Annotated in this window: 4 protein-coding genes; all 4 read right to left on the bottom strand. The window is 68.9% G+C overall.

Features of this window, described 5'->3' with window-relative positions:
* Positions 1-73 precede the first annotated feature (73 nt).
* Positions 74-1,828 (bottom strand): ABC transporter ATP-binding protein, encoded by a 1,755-nt coding sequence (locus tag Q7F20_RS16495; protein WP_305741156.1) that lies wholly within the window; start codon positions 1,826-1,828, stop codon positions 74-76.
* Positions 1,825-2,820, bottom strand: a complete 996-nt coding sequence (locus tag Q7F20_RS16500; RefSeq protein ID WP_305741157.1) for an ABC transporter permease — start codon at positions 2,818-2,820, stop codon at positions 1,825-1,827. The genes Q7F20_RS16495 and Q7F20_RS16500 overlap by 4 nt, the downstream gene beginning before the upstream one ends.
* Positions 2,821-2,822: 2 nt before the next feature.
* On the bottom strand, positions 2,823-3,929 hold the full coding sequence (locus Q7F20_RS16505) for an ABC transporter permease (protein WP_370871716.1): 1,107 nt from the start codon (positions 3,927-3,929) through the stop codon (positions 2,823-2,825).
* A gap of 84 nt (positions 3,930-4,013) precedes the next feature.
* Positions 4,014-5,630, bottom strand: coding sequence for an ABC transporter substrate-binding protein (locus Q7F20_RS16510; RefSeq protein ID WP_305741158.1), 1,617 nt, complete (start codon positions 5,628-5,630; stop codon positions 4,014-4,016).
* Between the last annotated feature and the right edge of the window lie 269 nt (positions 5,631-5,899).

Genomic DNA, 5,899 nt, shown 5'->3' on the forward strand with positions numbered 1-5,899 from the left:
CCCCCCCCCCGCCCCCCGGCGCGCCCCGCCCCCCCCCCCCCCCCCCCCCGCCTCCTGAGATGGCCTCGTCGGGTCAGGACCCGGCGTTCTCCAGTTCCACAAGCGTACGCCGTCGCTCCGCCTGTTCCGCCGGATCCGGCACCGGGAGTGACGCCAGGAGACGCTGCGTGTACGGGTGCTGCGGCGAGCCGAGGACCTCGGCGGTGGTGCCCGTCTCGACCAGGTCGCCGCGGTAGAGCACGGCGATCCGGTCGGACAGCGCCCCCACGACGGCGAGGTCGTGGCTGATGAACAGCGACGCGAACCCGAGGTCCTGCTGCAGCTCGAGGAAGAGCTCCAGCACGCGCGCCTGGACGGACACGTCGAGCGCACTCGTCGGCTCGTCCGCGATGAGCAGCTTCGGCCGGAGCGCGAGCGACCGGGCGAGCGACGCGCGCTGCCGCTGGCCGCCGGAGAGCTCGTGCGGGTACCGGTCGCCGTACGCCGCTGGGAGCTGCACCGCCTCGAGCAGCTCTCCGACGCGCTTGCGGGCGGCACGCGGACTCGACACCTCGCCGTGCACGACGAGCGGCTCGGCGACGCACTCCGAGATCGTCAGCAGCGGGTTGAACGAGGTCGCCGGGTCCTGGAAGACGAACCCGATGTCCTTGCGGTGCCGCTTGAAGTCGCGTTCGCGGTACCCGAGCATCTCGGTCCCGAGCACGTTCAGCGATCCGCCGGTGATCTTCGTCAGCCCGGCGATCGCCCGGCCGATGGTCGTCTTGCCGGAGCCGGACTCCCCCACGAGACCGAGGACCTCGCCGGGTCGGATGTCGAGGTCGACGCCCTTCACGGCCTTGAACGCGTGCGACCCGAGTCGTCCCGGGTACTCGATCTCGAGCCCGCGTGCGCGGACGAGCGGCTCGACGTCCTCGCTGATCGCGGCACGGCGGGCGACCCCGGTGGAGGCCTCGAGCCGCGGCACGGCGGCGAGCAGACGCTTCGTGTAGTCGGCCTGCGGCGACCGGAACAGCTCGGCGACCGGCGCCTCTTCGACGACCTCGCCCTGGTACATGACGGCGACGCGGTCGGCCAGGTCGGCGACGACGCCCATGTTGTGCGTGATGATGACGATCGCGGCGCCGAACTCGTCGCGGCAGCGGCGGAGCAGGTCGAGGATCTCGGCCTGGACCGTCACGTCGAGGGCCGTGGTCGGCTCGTCGGCGATGATCACCGACGGTTCGAGGGCGAGCGCACTCGCGATGACGACGCGCTGCTTCTGTCCGCCGGAGAACTGGTGCGGGTAGTGGTCGACCCGGGTCTCCGGATCGGGGATCCCGACACGACGGAGGTAGTCGATCGCCTTGGCACGGGCCTCCTTCTTCGACACGCCACCGTGCGCACGGAGGCCCTCGGCGATCTGCCACCCGACGGTGAAGACCGGGTTGAGGGCGGTCGACGGCTCCTGGAACACCATCGCACCGGCGGTCCCCCGGAGTTCGCGCAGCTTCTGCGCGCCGACGCTGATGACGTCGGTGCCGTCGAGGTAGACGGCGCCGCCGAGCGTCGCGGTCTCGGGCATCAGCCGGAGCATGCTCCGCGCGGTGACCGACTTGCCGGAGCCGGACTCGCCGACGAGCGCCAGGACCTCGCCCGGCCGGACGTCGATGCTGACGCCCTTGACCGCGTCCACCGCGCCGTTGTCGGTCGCGAAGGTGACGGTCAGGTCGTCGACGACGGCCACCGGTTCGGTGGTGGTGTCACCTGCCTGGAGGCGCGTGGAGGCGCCCGGCTGGCCGGTTGCGGTGGTCTGGCCGGGGGTTCCGGGCCGGTTGGTCGCGTCCGTCATGCGGTCGCCCCTTCCGTGCTGGCGGTCTGCTTGCGGGACACCAGCTGCTTCAGCCGACGTCGAGCACGCAGGCGCGGGTCGGAGATGTCGTTGAGGCTCTCGCCGATGAACGTCACGCCGAGGACGAGGACCACGATCGCGACACCCGGGAAGACACCGGTCCACCAGACGCCGCTCGCGACGTCGGACAGCGCCCGGCTGAGGTCGTAGCCCCACTCCGCGCCGCTGGTCGGACCGATGCCGAAGCCCAGGAAGCCGAGGCCCGCGAGCGTCAGGATCGCGTCGCTCGCGTTCAGCGTCAGGATGAGCGGCAGGCTCCGCGTGCTGTTGCGGAGGACGTGCCGGGTCATGATGCGCCACGGGTTGGTGCCCATCACCCGGGCGGACTCGACGAACGCCTCGTTCTTCAGGCGGACGGCCTCGGCGCGCACGACCCGGAAGTACTGCGGGACGTACACGACGGTGATCGAGATCGCCGCGGCGATGATGCCGCCGGCGTAGCTCGAGTTGCCGCCCGAGATGACGATCGACACCACGATGGCGAGGAGCAGCGAGGGGAACGCGTAGATCGCGTCCGCGACCACGACGAGGATCCGGTCGAGCCAGCCCCCGATGTAGCCGGAGACCATGCCGAGCAGCACGCCGATGATGATCGAGACGACGACGGCCACGATGACCACGAGCACCGCGGTGCGGGCGCCGTAGACCACGCGGCTGAAGACGTCGAAGCCACCGACGGTCGTGCCCCAGATGTGCGTGGCACTCGGCGCACCGGTGCGCGGGAAGCTCTGCCCGTCAGCACCCTGCAGCTGACCGAAGCCGTACGGGGCGATGAGCGGCGCTGCGATCGCGACGATGATGTAGAGGGCGCAGATGACCACGCCGGTGATGAGCATGGCGCGCTGCCAGCCCGTGCTCCGACGGAGCTGCAGCACGACGGGCAGCCGCTTCCACAGCGGCTCGTGGCGGTCGACGAGGGAGGTGTCAGCCATCTCTAGAACCTCACTCTCGGGTCGATGAGGGCGGCGACGACGTCGACGATGAAGTTCGTCACCGCGACGATCACCGCGAGCATCGCGACGATGCCCTGGACCGCGACGAAGTCGCGGGCCGACAGGTACTGGTTGAGCTCGAAGCCGAGCCCGCGCCACCCGAAGGTGGTCTCGGTGAGGACGGAACCGCCCAGGAGCATGGCGATCTGGAGTCCCATCACCGTGATGATCGGCACGAGGGCGGGACGGAACGCGTGCGTCCGGACGAGCCGCGCCTCCCGGACGCCGCGTGAGCGGGCCGCGTCGACGTACTCGGAACCGAGCGAACCGATCATGTTCGCGCGGACGAGCCGGAGGAAGATGCCGGCGGTGAGGAGTCCGAGCGTCAGTGCCGGCAGGACGGCGTGCGCCAGCACGTCCCCGATGACCTGCGCGTTGCCGGTGCGGAGCGCGTCGATGATGTAGATGCCCGTCGCACCCGGGATGTTGTCGAGGACGAGCGACACCCGGGTGGAGGCGCGGTCGCCGAGCGGGAGCCACCCGAGCCAGACGGAGAAGACGAGCTTGAGCAGCAGGCCGCCGAAGAACACCGGCGTCGCGTAGGTGAGGATCGCGAGCGCACGGAAGAGGACGTCCGGCCACTTGTCGCGCATGTACGCGGCGAGCATGCCGAGCGGGATGCCGAGCACCAGCGCGACGATGAGCGCGTAGAAGACGAGCTCGGCGGTCGCACCGCCGTAGGTGACGATGATCTCGGTGATCGGCCGGTTGTCGGTCGCGGTCGTCCCGAAGTCGCCGCGGACGATGTTGCCGAGGTACTCGATGTACTGCACGAAGACCGGTCGGTCGTAGCCCGCGGCGTGCAGGCGTTCCTGCAGCTGCGACGGGGTCAGTCGACCGCCGACCGAGGCGGTGATCGGGTTCCCGATGACGCGCATCAGGAAGAACACGAGCGTCACCAGGATGAAGACGGTCGGGAAGATGAGGAGGAACCGGACGAGGACGTACCGGCCGAGTCCGCCGCCCTGGCCCTTGGCACGTCGCTGTGCCTCGGGCTTGGTGGGGTCGGTGGCCAGTTCCGAGCTCGCCTCTGGGGTGCTGAGGGTCACGGGGGCGGGTGCCTTTCGGTGCCGTTCGGGACGCGGTCACGGGGGCGCTCCTCGTGGGAACGCCCCCGTGGGCCGGAACCGGTCTTACTTGGAGAGGGTCGCGTACCGGAACTTGTACGAGGAGTCGAGGGTCAGGCCCTTGACGTCCTTGGCCGCGACGGCGACCGACTTGCCCTGCAGCAGCGGCAGCGTCGAGATCTGCGTCGCCTCACGCTCCTGCGCCTGCTCGATGAGGTCGGCGCGCTTGTCCTTGTCGGACTCCTGCTGCTCGTCGGAGATCAGGCCCTGGATCGTCGGGTCGTCGTAGTGGTTCTGCACGAAGTTGTCCTTCGTGAAGAACGGCGACAGGTAGTTGTCGGCGTCCGAGAAGTCCGGGAACCAGCCGAGCTGGTACACCGGGTAGGCGTCCTTCGTGCGCTCCTGCGCGTACGTCGTGTAGACCGTCGACTGGATGTTCACGGTGAACAGGCCCGAGTTCTCGAGCTGCGTCTTCAGTTCGGCGTACTCGTCGTCCGACGTCGAACCGTAGTGGTCCGGCGCGTACTGGATGTCGAGCTGCACCTTGCCGGTGACACCCGCCTTCGACAGTGTCTCCTTCGCCTTGTCGACGTCCGCGCCGCCGTTGCCGTCGCCGTAGAGCTCCTCGAAGGGCTTCGCGGCGCCGGTCAGGCCGTCCGGCACCATCGAGTAGAGCGGCGAGTAGGTGTCGTTGTAGACGTCCTTGGCGAGCTTCTCGCGGTCGACGACGTCGGCCACGGCCTGGCGCACGGCCAGCGCCTTGGTCTCGTCGGCGTCCGACTGCTTCGCGCCGAACGGCTGCGTGTTGAAGTTGAAGACCAGGTAGCGGATCTCACCTCCGGGGCCGTCGGTGACCTTGACCTTGTCGTCCTTGCGGAGGTCGGCGATGTCGGTCGGCGTCAGCGAGCGGTACGCCACGTCGACGTCGCCCTTCTGCACGGCGAGCTTGAGGTCGGTCTCCTTGGTGTAGTAGCTCGCCGTGACCTCGTCGGTCTTCGGCTTGCCCAGGAGGCCGTCGTAGTTCTTGTTCGCCTTGTACTGGATCGTGTCGTTCTCCTTGTACGAGGTGATCTCGTACTGCCCGGCGAACGCCTTGCCCTTGACGATGTCAGCCGCCGGGGTGAGCTTGTCGGCGGAGAACACCTGCTCGTCGACGATCGGGCCGGCGGGGCTGGAGAGCACCTGCGGCCAGGTCTGGTCGGCGTGGTCCAGGTTGAACACGACCGTCGTGTCGTCCGGCGTGTCGATGCTCTTGAGGTTGGCGAGCAGGGACTGCGGGCCGTTCTCGTTGTTGATCTTCAGCTCGCGGTCGAACGAGAACTTCACGTCGCTCGACGTGAGGTCGTGGCCGTTCGCGAACTTCAGGCCCTTCTTGAGCGTCACCGTGTACGTGGTGTCGTTCGTGAACTCGCCCTTGGTCGCGATGTCCGGCTTCACGTCGGGGCTGCCCACCGGCGTGTTCATCAGGAACGGGAAGACCTGGTTCTGCACGGCGAACGAGCCGTTGTCGTACGAGCCCGCCGGGTCGAGCGACGTGATCTTGTCGGTCGTCCCGATGCTGATGCCGTTCAGCGCGGTGTCGCTCACGCTGCTGCTCGCGCAGCCGCTGAGCACCAGCGCCGTCGCTGCCACTCCGGCGCCGAGCGCGATGCCGCGCTTGCCCCACTTGGTCACGGATGCCATGTCCGATGCCTCTCTCGGTGATGAATGCAAGGGTCCTGGGCCGGAGGTGGATCGACTGTGTGCCCGGCCAGGAACGCTCATTGCTATCACCCTGTCACGGAACTCCACGAACCGAGAGCGATTTGTTTACACCGCTGTAATGCACGGTCGCGTCGTCTGGTGCATCATCCGTGCGTGCTCGGACGGCGCGTCGCGCAGTATTGTTGCGCGATGCAACGCGGGCGCGGCCGGGTCGGGTCGCGCGCGGCGGGGCGCGGCGGGCCCGCGGG

The sequence above is a fragment of the Curtobacterium sp. A7_M15 genome, from assembly GCF_030705415.1.
Classification (GTDB): domain Bacteria; phylum Actinomycetota; class Actinomycetes; order Actinomycetales; family Microbacteriaceae; genus Curtobacterium.

What these genes read in the sequence shown, in the direction of transcription:
- Q7F20_RS16495 (WP_305741156.1), bottom strand. Translation starts at nt 1,828, where the DNA reads ATGACGGACGCGACCAACCGGCCCGGAACCCCCGGCCAGACCACCGCA.
- Q7F20_RS16500 (WP_305741157.1), bottom strand. Translation starts at nt 2,820, where the DNA reads ATGGCTGACACCTCCCTCGTCGACCGCCACGAGCCGCTGTGGAAGCGG.
- Q7F20_RS16510 (WP_305741158.1), bottom strand. Translation starts at nt 5,630, where the DNA reads ATGGCATCCGTGACCAAGTGGGGCAAGCGCGGCATCGCGCTCGGCGCC.